Origin of the sequence: Pseudomonas peli (assembly GCF_900099645.1) — a bacterium.
GTDB classification, from domain to species: Bacteria; Pseudomonadota; Gammaproteobacteria; order Pseudomonadales; family Pseudomonadaceae; genus Aquipseudomonas; species Aquipseudomonas peli.
Genome location: NZ_FMTL01000001.1, coordinates 232,543 through 252,343 on the forward strand (window position 1 = coordinate 232,543; position 19,801 = coordinate 252,343).

Sequence of the window (19,801 nt, forward strand, 5' to 3'; positions counted from 1 at the left end):
ATCAATCCTGCAGCAACACGCCAGGTGCTAGGCGCTGCTCAGGGTCGAAATGCCCAGCCAGCGCCTTGAGGGTCGCCATACCCAGCTCGCCCTTCTCCACCGGCAGGTAAGGCGCGTGATCGCGGCCGACGCCGTGCTGATGACTGATGGTGCCGCGGTTCTCGGCGATAGTCAGGCTGGCGGCATGCTTGAGCTTCTGCCAGCGCGCCATGGCCTCGGCGTAGTTCGCACCTGGGCGGAACACGTAAGTGGTGTAGATGCTCGAGCCTTCGTTGTAGACGTGGGACAGGTGGGTAAACACATGCACCTGCTCGCCCTCTTCGCTCAGGCCGGTGCGCAGGCTGGTTTCGACCTTGTTCAGCAGGTTATCGACATTGCTCCAGTCGGTGGCGGTTTCCAGGGTGTCCACCGCATAGCCAGCGGCCCACAGGCCGTGGCGCAAGTAGGGGAAACGGAAGCGGTTTTCTGCCCATTTCTTGCCCAGCAAGGTGCCGGTAAATACGCCACCAAAGCTCTTCAGCAACTTCTTCGCCTGCTTCAGCGAGGCGGCATTCTGCGTACGGCTGCCGGTAACGCCGAAGGTCAGCATGCACTTGCCCTCGCCGGCGCCGCGCAGGGCCAGGTATTTCTCCAACCAGGCGATTTGCTGCGGATGGCCGGCCAGGGCCAGCTGGGTTTTGGTCTCAATGGCGTTGGACAGACGCAGCATCGACAACGGCACACGCGCCTGGGCCAAGCTGCGAATGGCGCTCAGCGCCTGCTGCCAGTTGGGCAAAAATACCGCGTAGAAATTTTCCTGCTCGGCCAGGCGGGTGATGCGTACCTTGACCTCGGAGATGATGCCGAAGCGCCCTTCCGAACCCATGAGGATTTCGCGCAGGTCTGGCCCCGCGGCAGAGGCCGGGAAGGTCGGAATTTCCAGGGTGCCGGCGAAGGTCTCAACCTTGCCGCCGGCAAACAGCTGCTCGATACGTCCGTAGCGCAGCGATTGCTGCCCGCTGGAACGGCTGGCGACCCAGCCACCCAAAGTCGACAGCTCCCACGACTGCGGAAAATGACCCAAGGTGTAGCCCTGCGCACGCAGCTGGCTTTCCACTTGCGGACCATTGGCGCCAGGGCCGAAGGTGGCAATCAGGCTGTCGTGGTCGATCTCGATCAGCTTGCTCATGCGCGCCAGCGACAGGGTCAGCACCGGTTTGTTGCTGGCCTGTGGGTTGATATGACCGGCCACCGAGGTGCCACCGCCGTAAGGAATGACGATCAGGTCGTGCTGGCTGGCCCAGGCCAGCAACTCGCGGACCTGCGCAGCGCTTTCCGGGTAGGCCACGCCATCGGGAAACACGCCAAAATCGCCGGAACGCATCGCCAGCCAGTCCGGCAGGCTCTGGCCGCGGGCGTGACGCACGCGGTCTTCGGCATTCAGGCAAATCAGCGGGTGGGCCTGCAGACGCGAGGCCGGCACCTGTGCCAGAACCTGCTCCAGGCTGGCATCGGCCAGCAACTGACCCGAGCCGACCAGTTCGGCAAGAAAAGCCTCGCCATGGGCCGGCAGTTCCACCACTGTTGCGTCATCACCCCAGCCGTTCCAACGTCGCATCTGTATCTCCCGGATATTTCAGTCACCCTCGATGGCTGCCTATACTAGCTGGCCGTTTCAAGGCGTCACTGTCGTATCGAGCCAGGCGATATCGCCAATCAAGACATTCAGAATAAGAACAGTTCATGGAAAACCTCGGTTATACCTCTGTCCCTTCCCTGCTCAAGTACCTGCGCCACGCCGAGCAATTGGGCCTGGATATCGACCAGGCGTTGGCGGCCGCCGGCATCAAGACCGAGGACCTGGCCGACAACAGCAAACGCATCCCCAGTGAAACCCATGAGCGCCTGCTCGATCACTTACTCAAGGTGTCGGCTGACCCGCTGTTTGGCCTGCACTGCGCGCGCTTTGTGCAGCCGGGATCGTGGAGCGTGCTGGGCTATATCACCATGAACTGTGCAACCCTCGGTGAGGCCATGAGCCGCATCGTGCCTTACGAGAAACTGGTGGGGGACATGGGTGTCAGCCGGGTCGAGGCCGGCGCAGACCACGTTCGCCTGATCTGGACCTGTCGCCATCAGGCTGAGCCGATCCGCCGGCATATGGTGGAAAACGTACTGGCTTCGTGGTTGCTGTATGCGCGCTGGATCTCCGACTCAGACAGCTCGCCACGGGAGGTGTGGTTCGAGCACGCCCTGCCTGAGGGCGCCGACAGTGCCGAGTACCAGACGATTTTCGGCTGCCCGATCCGCTTCGAGCAAAGCTGCAATGCGCTGATTGTGCCGCTGGAATACCTCGCTGTGCCGCTGCGCCAGGCCGACGCCAACTTGTTGCGCACCCTGGAAGAACACGCCCTGACGCTGATGGCTGGACTGGACGACAACGAGCCACTGCCGCAGCGGGTAAAAAACGCCCTGCGCCTGCTGCTCAAGGATGGTCTGCCACGTAAGGAACGCGTGGCGGAGAAATTCAACATGACGGTGCGCACCCTGCAGCGTCACCTTCAATTGGCCGGCACCAGCTACCAGCAGATTCTCGATGAACTGCGCCAGGAACTGGCCGAGCATTACCTGCTGCGCAGCGACCTGGCGATTCAGGATATCGCCAGCTATCTGGGGTTTACCGAGTCGCGCTCGTTCCACCGCAGCTTCAAGACCTGGACCGGGCAGACCCCGGGCGAATTTCGCGAGAGCCGGCGCAATAGCTGACAACCTTGGTGGATGGGTAAAGCGCCATCCACCACAAGGAAGCAGCAACTACGCTGACCTAACCGAGGATCTCGCTGAGCGGAATAAACCTCAGGCTGTCGCCCTCTGCTAGCGTGGTACCCTCCAGCACTTCGGCAAAACCCTCAGCCCAGGCAGCGCTGCGTAGCACCCCGGAGCTTTGATTTGGATAAGGCACCACGCGTCCGTTTTCCAGACGCGCGCGCAGGTATTCACGGCGGTTGCCCGGCTTGCTCCAGGTGAAACCCGCCGGCATCGGAAAGCCCAGCGGCTCGACCCGCTGCACGCCCAGGCGGCGCAGCAGATACGGCCGCGCGAGCAGGCCGAAAGTCACCAGGGTCGAAGCCGGATTACCCGGCAGGCCGATCACCGGTACGCCGCGAAACTGCCCGCAGGTCAGCGGTTTGCCCGGTTTGATTGCCAACTTCCACAGCGCCAGCTCGCCTTCTTCACGCAAGGCCATACCCAGGAAATCCGCCTCGCCCACTGATACGCCGCCGGTGGAAAGAATCAGGTCAACGTCGCTCAATGCGCCCAGCGCAGCGCGGGTCTGCTCCAGGTCATCGAGCAGAATGCCGCCATCCACAACTTCGCAGCCCAGTCGCTGCAGCCAAGCGATCAGCACGCGGCGATTGCTGTTGTAGATTTGCCCGGCCCCAAGCGGCTGACCCGGCTCGACCAGCTCATCCCCCGTGGACAGCACCGCCACCCGAGGTCGGCGGCGCACATTCAATTCAGCGCAACCCAAGGACGCCGCCAAACCCAGCTCAATCGGACCTAGACGCGTGCCGGCGGGTAGAACGCTATCGCCAACACGGGTTTCCTGCCCCCGGGCGCGCACGTTCTGCCCGCGCTTGAGCGGCTCGCTAAAGGCGACGCGGCCATCCTCGCCGAGCACGGCGTTTTCCTGCATTTCCACAGTATCAGCGCCGGCTGGCAGCGGCGCGCCGGTAAAGATCCGCGCACAGGTGCCGGGCTGCAAAGGCTGCGGCGCACTGCCGGCCTGAATGCGTTGGCTGACGACCAGCGGCTCGCCATTCCAATCGACCAAGCGTAGGGCGTACCCGTCCATGGCGCTGTTGTCCCAGGGCGGCAGATCTAACTCGGCCAGCAATGGCTCGGCCAATACCCGGCCTGCGGCATCGCTCAGCTTGACCCGCTCGCATTCAACAATCGCGCTGGCCTCGGCCTGCGCCAGCAACCGCGCCAGCGCCGCCTCAACGGGCATCAATCCCGGCTTGTCACAGCAGCTCATCCACGGCTCTCGCAGGCGGCCACCGATTTGAGGTGCGGAACGAAATTGCACGGGCGGTGGCGGTTATCCAGCTGCTCACCCAGGATGCCATCCCAGGCGGTGCGGCAGGCGTTGGTCGAACCCGGTAGGCAGCACACCAGGGTGCCATTGGCCAGGCCTGCCAGAGCGCGGGACTGAATGGTCGAGGTGCCGATATCAGGCACAGAAATCTGCCGGAACAGCTCACCAAAACCATCGACCTGTTTATCCAGCAAACAGCTCACCGCTTCCGGGGTGCTGTCGCGGCCGGTGAAGCCGGTACCGCCGGTAATCAGCACCACCTGCACCTGATCCTCGGCAATCCAGGTGGCGACCTGGGCGCGAATCTTGTACAGATCGTCTTTGAGCAAAACCCGGGCGGCGAGCTGATGGCCGGCGGCCTGCAGGCGGTCGACAAACAGTTGGCCGGAGGTGTCAGTTTCCAGGCTGCGGGTGTCGCTGACGGTCAACACCGCGATATTCAAGGGCACGAAATGTGCCTCGGCCTTGTGGTTCATGGCAGGCTTCCAGTTATGGGCGATAATGCACGCCGTTATATCACAGGCCTGCTTTCGGAGACTGCGCATGCCCGCTCCCACGACCCTGCCCCGCTGTTCTGTTTTGCTGCTTGCGGGCGGCCGTGGGCAACGCATGGGCGGCGCCGACAAGGGCCTGCTCGACTGGCATGGCCGCCCGCTGATTGCCTGGCTGCACGAGCTAGTGCGACCTCTGACCGACGACCTGCTTATCTCCTGCAACCGCAACGCCGGGCGCTATGCACCCTTCGCGGATCGTTTGGTCAGTGATGACGAGGCGGACTTCCAAGGTCCTCTCGCAGGCATTCGCGCCGGCCTGCGCGCCGCACGTCAGGCGAATGTATTGATCCTGCCGTGCGACGCCCCGCAACTCGACAGACCGCTGCTGGAGGCGCTACTGAGCCTGGCCGGTGAGCGCGCAGTTGTAGTGCGTCAGGGCGAGTTTCTCGAACCGCTGTTCAGCGTCATTCCCCGTGCACTGCATGCTGACCTGGAGCAGGCCTGGCAAGCCGGCGAACGCAGCCCGCAACGCTGGCTGCGCAGCCTTGATCCATTGACAGTGGAGTGCCCACTCGGTGACCCTCGCCTGGCCAACTTCAACACGCCCGACTTGCTGACGACACGCGGATAAACACCGGCAAGGGAACTTGAACGGCAAAGTTTCGTCACAAGCAGGGTAAAAACATCTATCTAATCAAGGAGAAACCCATGTCTCAGCGGATTATTCCAGCATTGCTGCTTACCTTGGGCCTGATCGCGCTGACTGGTTGCGCGTCGCCAACGGTAATCACCCTCAATGATGGCCGCGAAATTCAGACCATCGACGAGCCGAATTTTGACGAGGATTCGGGCTTCTACGAGTTCGAACAACTCGATGGCAAACGCGCCAAGGTCAACAAGGACCAAGTGCGTACCGTCAAAGAGCTGTAAGCCGATAACCCAGGCGCTGCCACGTACTACTTGCCCAGCGCCTGGACTCTGATTGATATATTCAAAGCGCTTGGCCAATAGAAAAAATTAAAACCTAAGCCCTTGTGCGGTAAAACTTTCTCAGTAAAATTTTGACCCATTCGGAGTGTAGCGCAGCTTGGTAGCGCGTCTCGTTCGGGACGAGAAGGTCGCAGGTTCGAATCCTGCCTCTCCGACCAGATCACATAAAAAAGCCCGCTTAATTGCGGGCTTTTTTATGCCTGGAGAAAAGCTATTGCAAGCTTTCGAACGCATGCACCAAGGCCTTGCTCAGGTCCACGGTGGAGAACTTGGTCAACACCGCATTGGCGCCCACTGCCTCGGCTTTTTCAGTGTTCATGGTGCTGTCGAGCGAGGTGTGCAGCAGCACATAGAGCTGGCCGATATCCGGCTTTTTACGCAGCGTGCGCACCAAGTCATAGCCATCCATTTCCGGCATTTCGATATCCGACACCAGCACTTCGATAGGCTCGCCGGCATCGAATTGACGCTGTAGTAACTCCAGCGCTTCGGCGGCGCTGCGCACCATTTGGCAATCCAGCTCCAACTTGCGCAGGGTAATCATGGTCTGCTGTAAGGCGACATGGGAGTCATCCACCACCAGTACACGACGCCCCTTAAGCAGAGCGCGCTCACGCTCGGATAACAGCTGATCATCCAACTCATCAATACTCATCGGCGCGAGTTCGTGCAGAACTTTTTCAATATCGAGGATCTGCACAATCTTGCCGTCGATCTGCGTCACGCCGGTGATAAAGGCTTTACTGCCGGACGCGGCCGGCGGCGGACGAACGTCACGGGTGTAGCACTGCACGATGCGCTCGACACTCTGCACATGCAGGCCCTGCCGAGAGCGACTGAGCTCCGTCACGATCAGACAGCCGTCATCATTACCCGGCACGCCTTGCTCGCCGATCGCCTTGCCCAGATCAATCACCGTTAGCGCCGAGCCACGCAAAGTGGCAACGCCACGGACATGAGGATGACGACTGGGCAGTTTGGTCAGCGCCGGGCAAGGAATGATTTCCTGCACTTTCAGGAGATTAATGCCCAATAGACGGCCGCTGTGCAGACGGAATAACAACAGTGACAGTGCGTCACCTAGCACGATGCTCATGCGTATGTGTCCTGTAAAAATGCCATCCGTGCCAACGCACTAACCATGACTATTACGCAAGAATTCAACGATCTGTTCGGCCTCGAACGGCCAGCTCAACTCAGCACCGGTATCAATACGGCGCAGCACTGGAATGCGCAGACCATAGTCCTCAACCCAATGCTCCTGCTCAGCGATATCTACCAGCTCGACCAACAGGCCATGCTCGACAAAAGGCATCAGCAACGCCTCGGCCACCTCACACAGGTGGCAGCCGAGCGTACCGAATAATTGGCATTCCGGGAGCATCTGCGCACCTCCACTGACTACTGGAGGTGCAGTTTAGCACTGCGCCTGACTCAGGCGTCCGAGGACTTGCTGCTGTCTAGGGCGGGGTTGAGCAGGTTCTGCAGGCCATCGAGCAAGCGGCTGTTGAGCTGCTCGGCCTTGTCCAGGCGACCGCTGTCAAAACGCTCATCCAGCGAGAAGCCGCCTTTGAGCATATCCAGCAAGCTGGTTTTTGCGGTGCCTTCTTCAGCCACCTGACTGGCGCTGCGCAATGCGTCGAGCAGGCCCTGGGCGTAGTCAATCAGCGAGCTGTTTACTGCGCTGGCTGCCTGGCCGCCGTCCTGTGCAACGGAGCTATAGGCATCGGTTGCTTGGCGAACGGTGGTTTGAGTGAGGCGCAGGGACATCGACGCTAACTGTTCGCCATCCATGTCCAGCGCCATGGCGCGGTCGAAGGCACCCGACAGATCGCCGGCATAGAACTTGTTGGAGAGGTCCTGAACCTGGCCGAAGAGTTTTTCCAGTGCGGCGCGTTCTTCGTCATCCAGCTCGCCTTCGACGCTGACTTGCCAAGCGCCAATCTGCAGGCTGCCGGATTGGCTACTGGCAACTACTGAGCTGCCGTTACCATTGCTGCTGGCAACAACGCCACTCTGCGACCAGTTGGCCGAAGCCTGAGCGATGGAAATCCGCAGGCGGTCACCATCACGGGTGGTCACTTCCATATCGAAGGTTTCCGCTTGCGCGGCAAACCGCTCGCTGTAAGCGGCGATATTGGTTGAGCCCTCAACCAGGGCCGCATCCGGATTAAAGCGTTTATCCAGGTCGCTGAAACCGTCCTGGATTTTCTGGTAGGTGTCGTCGATATCGCTCGCCACCTTGCCTTGCAGCACCCCCATGCCGTCGAGAATCTTACGGGCTTCAGCAAAGCCTTTCTCTACGCCGCTGCGCGCCTGTTCAAGCAAACCCTTGAGCTTGCTGGGGTCGGCACCAGCCGCCTGCTCGCTTTGCAGGCGCTGCTCGATGAAACCGAGGATACGACCGGCGACTTTCTCCGGGGTGTAATCATTGGCCTTGCTGGCCAATGCACCCGGCTCAAGCCCAAGGCGTTCAGCCAAGCGGTTGGCCAGTGTCGCCTGCGCGTCAGCAGCATTGCGCACAACCGGCTGAGCAGTGGCGGAGGTAGGACGTGAAGCAGAGGATAAATTTGCGGCCAGAGGGTTCATGGCAAAGTACCTGGGCGGTGTATCTGACTGGTTGGCGGCCGTGCGGGATGAAACTTTAGCCTGATTGCGGATAAACCGATCAACGGCGCATCCAGCAGTCTAGAGCGATTGCAGCGCAGACAGTTGCATGCCGCACCCACACAGAGCGCGCCCGAGCAGACCAAAGTCTAAAAGCCAAGCCCAAGCCCCCATGCTTTATTGCGCCTCGCTGTATCAGATCGGCCACAAGCCGACCCGCACACACGAGGAGCTAACAATAATGACTCAATCCCCCCTCGCTCGCGCTGTGGCATTCGCCACACTGGGCACCTGCCTCACCCTGCCATCGCTGGCCCAGGCAGAGTTTATCAAGGACAGCAAAGCGACCCTTGAAGCTCGTAATTTCTACTTCAATCGTGATTTCCGTCAGTCATCAAACCCGACACCTAGTCAGGCCAAGAGCGAAGAGTGGGCACAAGGTTTTATTCTGCGCGCCGAGTCGGGCTACACCGAAGGCACTGTGGGTTTTGGCCTCGACGCTATCGGCATGCTCGGCTTCAAACTCGACTCAGGTGACGGCACCGCCGGCAGCAATCTGCTGACACCAGACAAATCCTCCAATGGCTCACAGGACTATTCGTCCGATCTGGCTGTGGCTGGCAAGGTGAAAGTTTCCAAAACCACCCTGCGGGTTGGCGATATGCAATATAAAAACATGGCGATTGCGTCCAGCGACAGCCGCCTGACACCGCAAGTTTTTAAAGGTGGTCAGCTGATTTCCCAGGAAATTGATGGCCTTATTCTGGACGGCGGCTATGTGCGTGAAGTTAACAACCGCAACTCAGGGGATTTCGAAGACCTGTCCATCACCAGTGGCGGCAGGCGTGGGATTAACGTAACAGGCGGCAACAGCACTGACTCGTTCACGTTTCTCGGTGGCACTTACAAGCTCACTCAGAATCTGACTGGCGCCTATTACTATTCCAACTTGGAGGATTTGTATAAGCAGAATTCCTTCAACCTGGTCCATGTCCTGCCCTTGGCAGACAAGCAAACCCTGAAAACCGACTTGCGTTACGCCCGCTCCACCGATGACGGTCGTAGCAACGTCGACAATAAGGCGTTGGGCGCCATGATTACGTACGGCATCGATGGTCACAGCTTTGGCTTGGGCTACCAGAAGATGAGTGGTGACACCGGCTTTGCCTACCTGGCTACCAGTACCGATCCGTTCTTGGTCAACTATGTACAAATCGGTGACTTTGCCAACAAGGACGAGCAGTCCTGGCAGGCGCGGTATGACTTCAACTTTGCCAGCATCGGCATTCCGGGCCTGACGTTCATGACCCGTTACCTGACCGGTGACAACGTTGAGCTGGCCGCCAATCGTTCCGAGGGTAAGGAATGGGAACGCAACACCGAGCTGATGTACGTGTTCCAGGAAGGGGCTTTGAAGAACCTCGGCGTTCGCTGGCGCAATGCAACTGTGCGTTCGAACTTTGCCAACGATCTCGACGAAAACCGCCTGATCGTCAGCTACACCCTGCCACTGCTCTAAGCCTCAACACTTAAGCGGTTGTAATAAAAAAGGCCCGGACATTGTCCGGGCCTTTTGCATTAACGCTCAGCGATCAATCCTGGCTGACAGCGCCAATCTTATGCACCGAGAGGTCAGCACCGTAGTACTCCTCCTCCTGGCTCAGGCGAATACCCACGGCGGCCTTCAGCACACCATAAACCAGTAGGCCGCCAATCAAGGCCACCACCACGCCCAGCGCGGTGCCGACAAACTGGCTGGCCAGGCTGACGCCGCCCAGGCCGCCCAACATCTCTTGGCCGAAGATGCCGCAGGCAATACCGCCCCACACGCCGCACAGACCGTGCAGCGGCCAAACGCCGAGCACGTCGTCGATCTTCCATTTCACCTGGGTCGCGGTAAACGCCCAGACGAACAAAGCACCGGCAATCGCGCCAGTAACCAGAGCGCCAACCGGGTGCATCAGGTCAGAACCGGCACACACCGCCACCAGGCCAGCGAGCGGACCGTTGTGCAGGAAGCCTGGGTCATTACGGCCAACAAGCAAAGCCGCCACCGTACCGCCGACCATCGCCATCAGGGTGTTGACCGCCACCAGACCACTGACGCTGCCCAGGGTCTGTGCGCTCATCACGTTGAAGCCGAACCAGCCGATGATCAGAATCCACGAACCCAGCGCCAGGAACGGAATATTTGACGGGGCAAAAGCAACCAAGCGGCCATCACGGTAACGCCCGTTACGGCGCCCCAGCAGGATCACCGCGCCAAAGGCCAGCCAGCCACCCATCGCATGCACCACCACCGAGCCGGCAAAGTCATGGAAGGTGGCGCCAAACTGCGCCTCCAGCCAGGCCTGCACGCCGTAGTTGCCATTCCAGATCATCCCCTCGAAGAAGGGGTAGATAAAGGCAACGATCAGCACCGTGGCACAAAGCTGCGGGCCGAACTTGGCGCGCTCGGCGATACCACCGGAAATAATCGCCGGGATGGCCGCCGCAAAAGTCAGCAGAAAGAAGAACTTCACCAGCGCATAGCCGTTGCCTTCCGTCAGAACGCTGGCAGGCTCTAGGAAGGTCACGCCGTAGGCAATCCAGTAGCCAACAAAGAAATAAGCCAGGGCCGACACGGCAAAGTCGGAGATGATCTTCGACAAGGCGTTGACCTGGTTCTTCTGCCTGACCGTCCCCACTTCAAGAAAGGCAAAGCCAGCATGCATGGCCAGCACCATCACGGCGCCGAGCAGGATAAACAAGGTATTGGAGCCGTGAATCAGGGTTTCCACAGCACTGTTGATGTTTTCCATCTGCGAAGAAAACTCCGTCGCGGGGAAAAAGCACCAAAGCGGATCACAAACCAATAAATACGCACCATATAGTGGCGCTCATCATGATCCAGCTTGCCGAGGCCCAGGCTGTACAGCACCAAGCCGGTGCCGACTGAACCTTGCCTCGAAGTACTTATTCCATAGTTATTAATAAGTTATTGATGCACCACGGCGTCCTGGCCAGAACCCTCACAGCCCCATAAAGGAGCGCATCTGCAAGGGCGCGCACCAGCGCAATGCAAGCGCTGTACCAGCCGATCAGTCGGCTGCATCCGTCTTGCACCGAAGAAAAAAGGAACCACTGCCCCGCAGAGGACTCGAACCCCCTACACTGCCCCGTCATAAGGAGAGACACCATGGCTCGTAAGACCCCCGTATCGTCCAGCTCGGATCAGTTACTCGACGAGTTCCAGGCGCTGGTACGCGACACCGAAAGCTTGTTGCAGCATTCCGCCAGCCTCGCCGGCGAGCAGGCCGAAGAGCTGCGCGAGCAGATCCGCAGCAGCCTGGGCCGTGCGCGCAGCACCCTGCACAACGCCGAAGACGCACTGCATGCCCGCGGCAAGGCGGCTATTGAAGCCACCGAAGGCTATGTGCAGACTCACCCATGGCAGACCCTTGGTATTGCTGCCGCCATTGGCCTGCTGTTGGGCATGCTGATTACCCGGCGCTAAAGAGAACGCTTAATGGATGCAACACCGTCCACCCCGCCAAGTCGCGGCAGTTCGCCACGGCGATTTGCCAGCGCCTTGCTGGGGTTATTGCAGGGGCATATCGCGCTGTTTGGCGAAGAGCTTAAAGAGCAGCAAAGCCACACCCTCAGCCTGCTGGTGCTGACAAGCCTGAGTTTGCTGTTCGGCCTGCTGCTGGTCATCGGCCTGTCGGCTGCATTGCTGATTGCCTTCTGGGAGACGCACCGTCTGCTGGTTATCAGCGCCCTGTGTGGCTTCTATGCACTGGGCCTGCTGGGCACCCTGTTCACGCTGTTGCAGCGTGTACGCAATGCTCCTGCCCCCTTCAGCGCCAGCCTTGAAGAACTGGCCCGCGACCGTGAGCAACTGCTGCCATGACTATGCCCGAGCTACCCGCCAAGGCCTCGCGCCGCGAACTGCGCAAAACCCTGCTGCGCATGCGTCTGCAAATGCACCGCCAGGAACTGCGCCATGAAACCCTGGTGATGCTGCAACCACTGCGGCAGGCACAGTACTGGCGCAACCACTGGCGTGAAGAACTTGGCAATAGCAACGCACCCCTTTGGGTCGCTGGCGGCGCACTGCTGCTGGCTACCGTCGGCACTCGCCGTGGCCACTGGCGCCGTTGGCTGCGTATCGCCCTGATCGCCTTCCCACTGCTGCGGCGCAATCCGCCGCGACGCCCAGACACATCCGCCGACACGACTAAAGATACCCGCGCAGGGGATTAAACTGGCCACGATCTTGCTTAGTCACCTGGCTTCGCCGCCCACCGGGGCGTCTGCCTGGCTAAGGAACTGCGCAGTGTTCAACGGTCAACCGCTTGCTGTTTTTCAACCTTTTATCGATACCGCCACCGGACGTATTGCCGGTGTCGAAGCACTGGCGCGCCTGCGCAGCGCTGATGGCCAGCTGCACTCCGTAGGCCCATTGTTCAGTGACCCGAAAACCCCGCCTACCGCGCTGCGCCGCCTTGATCGCGAAGTCCGTGAACAAGCTCTGAAGCGCTTTCATGAAGCCCCGCAAGACTGGTTTCTCAGCCTGAATATCTCGCCACGCTGGATCAGCCGGCTGCGCCCTGAACAAGCCTTGCCCAGCCTCAAACAGCTGCAACGCAGTGGCATTGACCCTGCACGTATCGTCTTTGAAATCACCGAACTGGGCGGCGCCAGCTCACGCCTGCCGGGCGTGGTGGAACGCTATCGAGAAGCCGGCGCACGCATCGCCATCGACGATTTCGGTGCAGGCTACTCGCAGCTCGACCGCGTACTGGCCCTGCAGCCGGACATCCTCAAGCTGGACATGCGCCTGTTTCAGCAAGCCGCCCGTGGCGGGCCAAGCAGCGAGATCGTCAAGGCGCTGGCGCAGATGGCAGAAAAGACCGGCTGCTGGATCATTGCAGAAGGCGTGGAGACCGAGGCAGAGCTGGATTTCGCCCTGGAGTGCGGCGCGCGTTATGTGCAGGGCTATCTGTTTGCCAAACCCGAAGAGGCCTTTTTCAGCAGCAGCGCATTCGTCAAACGCTTTGCCCAGCTGCGCGACCACTATGTGCAGCAAAAACTCGCCGAACGCGCGCGACTGATGACCCTGCGCCAGCAGCTCGGTGAGCTGATGAACAGCTTCAAGACCTGGATCGAAAGCGGCTCACAGCCCGATCAGCTACCGCAACCGCACGCCTACCCATGGCTGCTGCGCATCTACCAATGCGACCGCCACGGTACCCAGCTGACCGCCAACTTGGAATGGCGCGAGCACAGCTGGCACAGCGATGCGCGTTACGTCGGGCATAACTGGTCATGGCGCCCCTACTTCTATCAACTGCTGGCCGAAGGCTGGGAGGAACGCCGGCTGATTCTCTCCAGCACCTACCGTGATGCCACCACCAACCAGTACTGCCTGACCGCCGGGCAATTCATCGACAACGGCAAACGGCTGCTGCTGATCGATATCGACGCTGCGGGGTTTTGACTGCATAGGGCCGCACGCCTTGCATCATCGGCTTAGAACCCCGAAGCTAGCTGCCACAGCCAGGTAACGGCGAGGACAACCCTTGGATTGGCAAACCCTGCTCAACCGTGAACGACTCGGCAAGCCGACGCACAGCGTCGCCGAACTGGGCCGCACCCCGTTTCACAAAGACCATGACCGCATCATCTTCTCCGGCGCATTCCGCCGCCTGGGCCGCAAGACCCAGGTGCACCCGGTCTCCAGCAACGACCATATCCACACCCGCCTGACCCACTCGCTGGAAGTCAGCTGCGTGGGCCGCTCGCTGGGTATGCGCGTTGGCGAGATGATCCGCGATGCCCTGCCGGACTGGTGCGAGCCAAGCGACCTGGGCATGGTCGTGCAGTCCGCCTGCCTGGCCCACGACATTGGTAATCCGCCCTTTGGCCATTCTGGAGAAGACGCCATCCGCCACTGGTTCCAGCAGGCCGCCGGACGCGGCTGGCTGGACTCGATGAGCGCGGCCGAACGTGGCGACTTTCTCAGTTTCGAGGGCAATGCTCAGGGCTTTCGCGTACTCACCCAGCTGGAATACCACCAGTTCGACGGTGGCACCCGGCTGACTTACGCGACGCTCGGCACCTACCTGAAATACCCCTGGACCGCACGTCACGCCGAAGCGCTGGGCTACAAGAAACACAAGTTCGGCTGCTACCAGAGCGAGTTGCCGCTGCTTGAGCAGATCGCCAGTAAACTCGGCCTGCCGCAACTGGAAGAACAGCGCTGGGCGCGTCATCCACTGGTCTATCTGATGGAGGCAGCAGATGACATCTGCTACGGCCTGATTGACCTGGAAGACGGTCTGGAAATGGAGCTGCTCGATTACAGCGAAGTCGAGGCGCTGCTGCTCGACCTGGTCGGCGATGACCTGCCGGAAACCTACCGTCAACTTGGCCCCGACGATTCTCGGCGGCGTAAGCTGGCGATCCTGCGCGGTAAAGCCATCGAACACCTGACCAATGCCGCCGCCGAAGCCTTTGTCGAACAGCAGGATGCCCTGCTCGCTGGCACCTTGCAGGGTGATCTGGTCGAGCACATGCACGGCACCGCCAAGCGCTGTGTGCAAAGCGCCAAGGACATGGCCCGACGGAAAATCTTTCAGGACAAGCGCAAAACCCTGCATGAGATCGGCGCCTACACCACCCTGGAAATCCTGCTAAATGCTTTCTGCGGCGCAGCGCTGGAGCAGCATGGCGGGCGCACACCGTCGTTCAAGAACCGACGCATCCTTGACCTGCTCGGTAAAAACGCACCCGACCCAAGCTGGCCGCTGTACCGCTCATTCCTGCGGATGATCGACTTTATCGCCGGCATGACTGACAGCTACGCTACTGAAATGGCCCGCGAGATGACGGGCCGCTCAAGCCCGGTATAAGCCATGACGAGCCTACTGCGACAAACCTTCAGCTGGCATGCCGGGCCGCCCGCCTGGGGCCCCGCGATGGTTGCCGGCTTCGGCTGTGCACTGCCGCTGCTGCTCGGGCTGTTCAGCGCTCACCCGGGTTTTCTCTGGGCTTCGGCAGGAGCCTTCCAGGCTGCCCAGGCCAACCCGCTGCACCGGCTGGGCATGCTTCGCATGTTGATGCTCTGCGGTCTGGGCGCCTGTAGCGCCGGATTGGGCTTCTGGTCAGCCAGCCATCCCTATGCCAGCTTGCTGGTGTTCGCGGTGTTTGGTTTCTTGCTCGCCTGGCTGCAGCGCTTTGGCAGCGAAGCCGGCAAGCTGGGCATCGGCCTTGCCATCTGTCTGTGCCTAGGCCACGGTCAGCAGGGCCTGGGCTCGCTCAACAACCCGTATGCCATTGCCATGCTGTTCATCCTCGGTGGATTCTGGGTGATGCTGCTGGCCTTCGGCCTGCGCGGCATGCATGGCTTGCGCATGTGGCCGTATATGCCGCGTTTTATCAGCATCTTCAAGGTGCTCAAACGCCACGCCAAACGCCTGCCACAGCAAAAGTGGCGCCTGCATGCACTGGGTTGCACCTTGGCGTTTGCACTCTCCGGGCTGATCGTCAACCTGGCTGAGTTGCACCGTGGCTACTGGCTGACACTGACCGTAGTGACCACCCTGCAGCTGGACTTCCAAGGCAGTCTGGTAAGGGCCGTGCAATCGATCCTCGCCAGCCTGGGTGCAGCAGCACTGTTGATCCTGCTCGGTCACAGCATGCAAAACCCGGCACTGATGGTCGCCACACTGCTACCGCTGATCGCCCTTAGCCGTGCCCTGCAGGCCAACCATTACGGCCTGTTTGTGCTGCAAACGACGGTGTGCTTCGTGTTGCTGGCCGAAAGCCTGGCGCATGACTGGCAGCTGCCTCAGGTGCGTTTGTTCAATAGCCTGCTTGGCGTGGCCCTGGCCTTGCTGGTAGCGCTGCTGGTGTATGGCCTGGAGCGCTGGCTAGATCATCGAAACAATCTGCAAAAAATCAAGCACAGCACAGGTCCAATCTAGAGCTGTTGCAGCGTAAGAAACCGGCGTCCGCGCCACGGCAAAACGCACAACGCTCCACTATGCTTTGCGCTTGGCCAAGGCATAAAAGGACAGGCGCGGATGCAGCAGACAGTAAGGTCCAAGGAACGACGTTTTCCGCTCCATATCCATATCAGCGTGCTGTTTACCCTGCTGTTGCTGGGCTCCGGGGTGGTGCTGGGGTACTTCAACTACCAGCAGACCAGCAAGATTATCCTCAGCAGCAGCGACCAGCTGTTCACCCAGATGCGCAAAGAAGTGCAGGCGAGTCTGCGCAATACCTACCAACCGATTCGTAACATGATCAACCTGCTCGCGCGCAACGAGCAGCTCAGTGGTCGCGACCGCCACGAACGGATGGTCATGCTGCCGATTTTCAGCCAGGCGCTGCGCGACAACCCCAAGCTGGCTTCAATCTATGTCGGCTATGGCGATGGCAGTTTCTTTATGGTGCGCCCACTGCGCAGCGAGAAGCTGCGGCAGATCTTCTTCGCACCCGACAATGCGGCCTATCAAGTGTGGAGCATCGACCGCATCAGTGAACAACGCCTGGACTCCGAATACCTGTTCTTCGACAAACAACTGCAACCAATTAGCCGGCGGCAGAACCTTAAAGAGACCTATGACCCGCGTACTCGCCCCTGGTACAACGGCGCCCTGCAGAGCCCTGAGCACTTCACCACTGCGCCCTATGCCTTCTTCTCCACGGGAGAAATCGGCACCACCCTGGCTCGCAAAAGCACTGAAACCACAGTGGTGGGGGCCGACCTGACCCTTGATGACCTGTCCGCCACCCTGGCCGAACACCGCCTGACCCCCTCTACCGAAGTGGTGCTGTACAGCCCCGATGGCAGCGCGGTTGCATACCCGGACAGCGCGCGCCTGGTAATCCCAGGAGAAACGCTGCAACTGGCGCAAGTCAAAGACCTCAGCCCAGTGCTGGCAGACTTTCTCAGCCTCGGGCTCGACGCGGATCGCCAAGGCGCCGTGCGCCTGAATAAACAGCGCTGGCAGATTTCTTACAGCCAGTTCAGCGAAGGTGGCTCGCAGGGATTGCGCCTGGCCCTGCTGGCCCCAGAAAGCGAACTGCTAGCGGATGCCTACCGCATCCGCTGGCAGGGCGCGGTACTGACCTTGTGCATTCTGCTTTTATGCATCCCGCTGGGCTGGCTGCTTTCCAATATTCTGGTCAAACCGCTGCGCTTGCTGGTGGGCGAGGCCGAAGCCATTCGCAGTTTCAATTTCGATTACCCGGCCAGCGGCCGTTCCTTCGTCAAGGAAGTCGACCAGTTGGCCGTGTCGATGGGAAAGATGAAGGACACCATCTCCAGTTTCCTCGACATCACCGCCACGCTTTCAGCGGAAACCCGTTTCGATGCTTTGCTACGCCGGGTGCTGCGTGAAACCGTCGACCTCAGCGAAGCCAGCGGTGGCCTGCTGTATTTGCGCGACAGCAGCAGCGGCCGATTGGAGCCGTACGGCCTATTTATCAACGAGCAGCAACACAACCTGGAAGAACACCGTATCCCGAGTTTCGACCCCGATGATCCCGCCCTGCCCAGCTGGTTAGCGCAAACGGCCACCGGCGGCACGAGCGTCACCGTGGCGCTGGGGTTCGAGCATGCGCAGGGTTTCCAGAGCCTGCTGCATACCCTCGACAGCCCGCGTGCGCACCTGGTCTGCACCGGCCTGCACAACCGCCAGGGTCAGACATTGGGTGTGCTGTTACTGCTGCACCGCGACAGCGGTGACGAAACCGACCTGGCCATGCTACGCCCCGAGCGCATTGCCTTTGTCGAGGCTGTTTCCGGCGTCGCGGCGCTGTGCATTGAGAGCCAGCGCCTGCTCGATCAACAAAAGAAACTGCTCGACGCCTTTATCCAATTGATCGCTGGCGCCATCGACGCCAAAAGCCCTTACACCGGCGGTCACTGCCAGCGTGTACCAGAACTTACCCTGATGCTCGCCCGCGCGGCTGAAGCCAGCGAGGAAGCTGCATTCCGCGATTACCAACCCAGTGAAGAAGAATGGGAAGCCCTGCATATCGCCGCCTGGCTGCATGACTGCGGCAAGGTCACTGTGCCCGAATACGTGGTGGATAAAGCCACCAAGCTGGAAACCATCTGTGATCGTATCCACGAGGTGCGCATGCGCTTCGAAGTGCTCAAGCGCGATGCCTGGATCAGCTACTGGGAGAACCTCAGCCAAGGTGGCGATGCTGCTAACCTCGGCCAGGCGCGCGATGAACTGCTCACCACCCTGGATGACGAATTTGCCTTTATCGCCCGCTGCAACCTGGGCGGTGAAGCCATGGCCGAAGCCGATCTTGAACGCCTGCGCCGCATCGGCGCGCGCACCTGGGCGCGCACTTTGGATGATCGCCTGGGTGTGTCCTGGGAAGAAAACCTGCGCCAGTCGCGTACACCGGCGCAGCCCTTACCGGTGCAGGAAACGCTTCTAAGCGACAAACCCGAACACCTGATCGAGCGCCCTGAGAGTGAACTGATCGCCGAGGACAACCCCTGGGGTTTCAAGCTGGACATACCGCACTACAAACACAATCGCGGCGAGCTGTATAACCTCGGCATTGGACGCGGCACCTTGACCAGTGAGGAGCGCTTCATCATCAACGGCCATATGGTGCAGACCATCCGCATGCTCAGCCACCTGCCCTTCCCAGCGCACCTGGCCAATGTCGCTGAAATTGCCGGTGGTCACCACGAAAAAATGGACGGCACGGGCTACCCCAAACGCCTTAAGCGTGAAGACATGAGCCTGCCGGCACGGATGATGGCGATTGCGGACATCTTCGAAGCGCTGACGGCGGTGGATCGGCCTTACAAGAAAGGCAAACTGTTGTCGGAATCACTCAACATCATGGCGGGCATGTGCAAGGGCGCGCACATCGACCCCGAGCTGTTCGGGCTGTTCGTGCGGGAGAAAATCTACCTGCAATACGCCGAACGCTTTTTGCGCCGCGAGCAGATTGACCAGGTTGATATCGCTGCGCTGCTGGCCAAGGCTGGACTGAGCGACTGACGGGAATTGCAGGAGGGCGAAGCAACAGGGCATGCGCGATGCATGCCCTGCTCACAGGTCTTAGGCCTGATTGATCGAGTTGTCTGGGTACCAGACGTCGATCAGCGGGCTGGCAGTGAAGTCCACCAGCTCGTCACGGCCTTTCAGCCAGGCTTCAACGGCAGCGCGCTGCTCTTCGTTGACCGAGCCACGCTTGGACAGGCATACCAGACCGAAGTCATCGCCGCCGACATAGCCCAGGCCGTTAGCGACCATCGCGTCACGCAGAAAATCTTCCAAGAAGCTGTCGATGGCTGCATCGCTCAGGTCTTGTTTGAAGTTCAGGTTCAGCTCAAAGCCCAGCTCCTGGAATTCATCCACGCAGAGTTTTTTGCGCAGACGGCGGGAACGGTTAGTAGCCATGGAACAATCCTCAAAAGTGATAACGCGCGGCACTCTAGCAGTTTCGCGGCCTACGCGCCCGTCTGGAAGACGACAGGTCAACCGATAGCCCGCAGAAAAGCCCGGCCAATCGCATTTACTGCCACTCAGCCGGAACTGTCTTGGGGCATAATTGCCAACATTATCCCAACCCGCGACGGAACCTCGTTAGATGCCTCGCGTCA

General features: G+C 60.2%; 19 protein-coding genes and 1 tRNA gene. 12 read left to right on the forward strand and 8 right to left on the reverse strand.

Features of this window, described 5'->3' with window-relative positions; all coding sequences use genetic code 11:
• Position 1: 1 nt before the first annotated feature.
• Positions 2 to 1,597, reverse strand: coding sequence for an FAD-binding oxidoreductase (locus BLO50_RS01235; protein ID WP_090248087.1), 1,596 nt, complete (start codon positions 1,595 to 1,597; stop codon positions 2 to 4).
• Between the two features lie 125 nt (positions 1,598 to 1,722).
• On the opposite strand from BLO50_RS01235, the gene gliR reads away from it, so the two are divergent.
• Entirely contained in the window at positions 1,723 to 2,745 is a 1,023-nt protein-coding gene (gene gliR / locus BLO50_RS01240) for an AraC family transcriptional regulator GliR (RefSeq protein WP_090248088.1), read from the forward strand.
• A 58-nt stretch (positions 2,746 to 2,803) separates the two neighbouring features.
• Here gliR and BLO50_RS01245 read toward each other — a convergent pair whose 3' ends face one another.
• Positions 2,804 to 4,018, reverse strand: coding sequence for a molybdopterin molybdotransferase MoeA (locus BLO50_RS01245; protein WP_090248090.1), 1,215 nt, complete (start codon positions 4,016 to 4,018; stop codon positions 2,804 to 2,806).
• On the reverse strand, positions 4,015 to 4,554 hold the full coding sequence (moaB, locus tag BLO50_RS01250; protein WP_090248092.1) for a molybdenum cofactor biosynthesis protein B: 540 nt from the start codon (positions 4,552 to 4,554) through the stop codon (positions 4,015 to 4,017). Before moaB ends, BLO50_RS01245 begins: the two co-directional genes overlap by 4 nt.
• A 67-nt stretch (positions 4,555 to 4,621) precedes the next feature.
• Here moaB and mobA point away from each other — a divergent pair, with 67 nt between their 5' ends.
• The 3 genes from mobA (at position 4,622) to BLO50_RS01265 (ending at position 5,720) form a co-directional block, all read left to right on the forward strand.
• The gene (gene mobA, locus BLO50_RS01255; protein WP_090248093.1) at positions 4,622 to 5,203 is read left to right on the forward strand and encodes a molybdenum cofactor guanylyltransferase MobA; all 582 of its coding nucleotides are present in this window, start codon (positions 4,622 to 4,624) and stop codon (positions 5,201 to 5,203) included.
• Between the two features lie 77 nt (positions 5,204 to 5,280).
• Positions 5,281 to 5,502 carry a YgdI/YgdR family lipoprotein gene (locus tag BLO50_RS01260; RefSeq protein WP_090248095.1) on the forward strand — a complete coding sequence of 74 codons (222 nt, stop codon included), beginning with the start codon at positions 5,281 to 5,283 and terminating at the stop codon, positions 5,500 to 5,502.
• Between the two features lie 141 nt (positions 5,503 to 5,643).
• Positions 5,644 to 5,720: transfer RNA gene (locus BLO50_RS01265), tRNA-Pro, on the forward strand.
• A gap of 53 nt (positions 5,721 to 5,773) precedes the next feature.
• Here BLO50_RS01265 and BLO50_RS01270 read toward each other — a convergent pair.
• Genes BLO50_RS01270 through BLO50_RS01280 form a run of 3 tightly spaced genes read right to left on the reverse strand, consistent with a single transcriptional unit; the run spans position 5,774 to position 8,151 of the window.
• Positions 5,774 to 6,658, reverse strand: a complete 885-nt coding sequence (locus BLO50_RS01270) for a chemotaxis protein CheV (RefSeq protein WP_090248096.1) — start codon at positions 6,656 to 6,658, stop codon at positions 5,774 to 5,776.
• A 39-nt stretch (positions 6,659 to 6,697) separates the two neighbouring features.
• A complete protein-coding gene (locus BLO50_RS01275) occupies positions 6,698 to 6,946 on the reverse strand; it encodes a glutaredoxin family protein (protein WP_090248098.1) in 249 nt (82 codons plus the stop codon).
• A 50-nt stretch (positions 6,947 to 6,996) separates the two neighbouring features.
• Entirely contained in the window at positions 6,997 to 8,151 is a 1,155-nt protein-coding gene (locus tag BLO50_RS01280) for a DUF5610 domain-containing protein (RefSeq protein WP_090248099.1), read from the reverse strand.
• A gap of 259 nt (positions 8,152 to 8,410) precedes the next feature.
• Between BLO50_RS01280 and BLO50_RS01285 the strand changes: the two genes are divergently transcribed.
• Positions 8,411 to 9,688, forward strand: coding sequence for an OprD family porin (locus tag BLO50_RS01285; protein WP_090248101.1), 1,278 nt, complete (start codon positions 8,411 to 8,413; stop codon positions 9,686 to 9,688).
• A gap of 73 nt (positions 9,689 to 9,761) precedes the next feature.
• Here the strand turns inward: BLO50_RS01285 and BLO50_RS01290 are convergent, their stop codons facing one another.
• Positions 9,762 to 10,970 (reverse strand): ammonium transporter, encoded by a 1,209-nt coding sequence (locus tag BLO50_RS01290; protein ID WP_090248102.1) that lies wholly within the window; start codon positions 10,968 to 10,970, stop codon positions 9,762 to 9,764.
• A gap of 377 nt (positions 10,971 to 11,347) precedes the next feature.
• Here BLO50_RS01290 and BLO50_RS01300 point away from each other — a divergent pair, with 377 nt between their 5' ends.
• The 7 genes from BLO50_RS01300 to BLO50_RS01330 all read left to right on the forward strand — a co-directional run bounded on the left by BLO50_RS01300 (position 11,348) and on the right by BLO50_RS01330 (position 19,196).
• Entirely contained in the window at positions 11,348 to 11,665 is a 318-nt protein-coding gene (locus tag BLO50_RS01300; RefSeq protein WP_090248105.1) for an ElaB/YgaM/YqjD family protein, read from the forward strand.
• A gap of 12 nt (positions 11,666 to 11,677) precedes the next feature.
• A complete protein-coding gene (locus BLO50_RS01305) occupies positions 11,678 to 12,061 on the forward strand; it encodes a phage holin family protein (RefSeq protein WP_090248107.1) in 384 nt (127 codons plus the stop codon).
• Complete coding sequence (locus tag BLO50_RS01310) at positions 12,058 to 12,414, forward strand: hypothetical protein (protein WP_090248109.1); 357 nt, start codon at positions 12,058 to 12,060, stop codon at positions 12,412 to 12,414. Before BLO50_RS01305 ends, BLO50_RS01310 begins: the two co-directional genes overlap by 4 nt.
• Before the next feature lie 73 nt (positions 12,415 to 12,487).
• Positions 12,488 to 13,651 carry an EAL domain-containing protein gene (locus BLO50_RS01315; RefSeq protein WP_090248111.1) on the forward strand — a complete coding sequence of 388 codons (1,164 nt, stop codon included), beginning with the start codon at positions 12,488 to 12,490 and terminating at the stop codon, positions 13,649 to 13,651.
• 82 nt (positions 13,652 to 13,733) lie between these two features.
• Entirely contained in the window at positions 13,734 to 15,065 is a 1,332-nt protein-coding gene (locus BLO50_RS01320) for a deoxyguanosinetriphosphate triphosphohydrolase (RefSeq protein ID WP_090248112.1), read from the forward strand.
• A gap of 3 nt (positions 15,066 to 15,068) precedes the next feature.
• Entirely contained in the window at positions 15,069 to 16,139 is a 1,071-nt protein-coding gene (locus BLO50_RS01325) for an FUSC family protein (protein ID WP_090248114.1), read from the forward strand.
• 99 nt (positions 16,140 to 16,238) lie between these two features.
• Positions 16,239 to 19,196, forward strand: a complete 2,958-nt coding sequence (locus tag BLO50_RS01330) for an HD domain-containing phosphohydrolase (RefSeq protein ID WP_090248115.1) — start codon at positions 16,239 to 16,241, stop codon at positions 19,194 to 19,196.
• A 60-nt stretch (positions 19,197 to 19,256) separates the two neighbouring features.
• Here BLO50_RS01330 and BLO50_RS01335 read toward each other — a convergent pair whose 3' ends face one another.
• A complete protein-coding gene (locus BLO50_RS01335; protein ID WP_090248116.1) occupies positions 19,257 to 19,598 on the reverse strand; it encodes a YggL family protein in 342 nt (113 codons plus the stop codon).
• Positions 19,599 to 19,801 lie beyond the last annotated feature (203 nt).

Bases quoted from the DNA above. Each gene is read 5' to 3' on its own strand.
- BLO50_RS01330 (WP_090248115.1), top strand. From the start codon at position 16,239: ATGCAGCAGACAGTAAGGTCCAAGGAACGACGTTTTCCGCTCCATATC.
- BLO50_RS01275 (WP_090248098.1), bottom strand. From the start codon at position 6,946: ATGCTCCCGGAATGCCAATTATTCGGTACGCTCGGCTGCCACCTGTGT.
- BLO50_RS01260 (WP_090248095.1), top strand. From the start codon at position 5,281: ATGTCTCAGCGGATTATTCCAGCATTGCTGCTTACCTTGGGCCTGATC.
- BLO50_RS01305 (WP_090248107.1), top strand. From the start codon at position 11,678: ATGGATGCAACACCGTCCACCCCGCCAAGTCGCGGCAGTTCGCCACGG.
- BLO50_RS01290 (WP_090248102.1), bottom strand. From the start codon at position 10,970: ATGGAAAACATCAACAGTGCTGTGGAAACCCTGATTCACGGCTCCAAT.
- BLO50_RS01310 (WP_090248109.1), top strand. From the start codon at position 12,058: ATGACTATGCCCGAGCTACCCGCCAAGGCCTCGCGCCGCGAACTGCGC.
- BLO50_RS01280 (WP_090248099.1), bottom strand. From the start codon at position 8,151: ATGAACCCTCTGGCCGCAAATTTATCCTCTGCTTCACGTCCTACCTCC.
- BLO50_RS01235 (WP_090248087.1), bottom strand. From the start codon at position 1,597: ATGCGACGTTGGAACGGCTGGGGTGATGACGCAACAGTGGTGGAACTG.
- BLO50_RS01325 (WP_090248114.1), top strand. From the start codon at position 15,069: ATGACGAGCCTACTGCGACAAACCTTCAGCTGGCATGCCGGGCCGCCC.
- BLO50_RS01245 (WP_090248090.1), bottom strand. From the start codon at position 4,018: ATGAGCTGCTGTGACAAGCCGGGATTGATGCCCGTTGAGGCGGCGCTG.
- mobA (WP_090248093.1), top strand. From the start codon at position 4,622: ATGCCCGCTCCCACGACCCTGCCCCGCTGTTCTGTTTTGCTGCTTGCG.
- gliR (WP_090248088.1), top strand. From the start codon at position 1,723: ATGGAAAACCTCGGTTATACCTCTGTCCCTTCCCTGCTCAAGTACCTG.
- BLO50_RS01270 (WP_090248096.1), bottom strand. From the start codon at position 6,658: ATGAGCATCGTGCTAGGTGACGCACTGTCACTGTTGTTATTCCGTCTG.
- BLO50_RS01285 (WP_090248101.1), top strand. From the start codon at position 8,411: ATGACTCAATCCCCCCTCGCTCGCGCTGTGGCATTCGCCACACTGGGC.
- BLO50_RS01300 (WP_090248105.1), top strand. From the start codon at position 11,348: ATGGCTCGTAAGACCCCCGTATCGTCCAGCTCGGATCAGTTACTCGAC.
- BLO50_RS01335 (WP_090248116.1), bottom strand. From the start codon at position 19,598: ATGGCTACTAACCGTTCCCGCCGTCTGCGCAAAAAACTCTGCGTGGAT.
- moaB (WP_090248092.1), bottom strand. From the start codon at position 4,554: ATGAACCACAAGGCCGAGGCACATTTCGTGCCCTTGAATATCGCGGTG.